We start from the raw sequence: 369 nt of genomic DNA, 5'->3' as shown, positions 1-369 counted from the left end.
CACGCGGGTCAGGCGCAGGGCATTGAGCACCACGATCAGTGAGCTCACCGACATGCCGACAGCAGCCCACACAGGGGTGACCCAGCCGAGGGCGGCGAACGGCAACATCAGGCCATTATACAGGGTTGCCCACAGCAGGTTCTCGAGGATGTTGCGGCGGGTGCGGCGCGCCAGTTCCAGCGCCTGCACCAGCGCGCTCAGGCGGTTGGACAGCAGCACCGCGTCGGCGCAGGTCTTGGCCAGGTCGGTGGCGCTGCCCATGGCGATGCTGATGTCGGCGGCGGCCAGCACCGGCACATCGTTGACCCCGTCGCCCAGCATCAGCACCTTGCGCCCTTCGGCCTGCAAGGCTTTGAGGCGGTCCAGTTT

General features: G+C 67.5%; 1 protein-coding gene. It reads right to left on the bottom strand.

Annotated elements, in window-relative coordinates; all coding sequences use genetic code 11:
• A partial coding sequence (locus tag QWI17_RS14835) for an HAD-IC family P-type ATPase (RefSeq protein WP_302723308.1) occupies window positions 1-369 on the bottom strand: 369 nt, incomplete at both ends.

This window comes from Gilvimarinus gilvus, assembly GCF_030518155.1.
GTDB classification, from domain to species: Bacteria; Pseudomonadota; Gammaproteobacteria; order Pseudomonadales; family Cellvibrionaceae; genus Gilvimarinus; species Gilvimarinus gilvus.
This window is presented reverse-complemented; position numbering and strand designations above follow the sequence as displayed.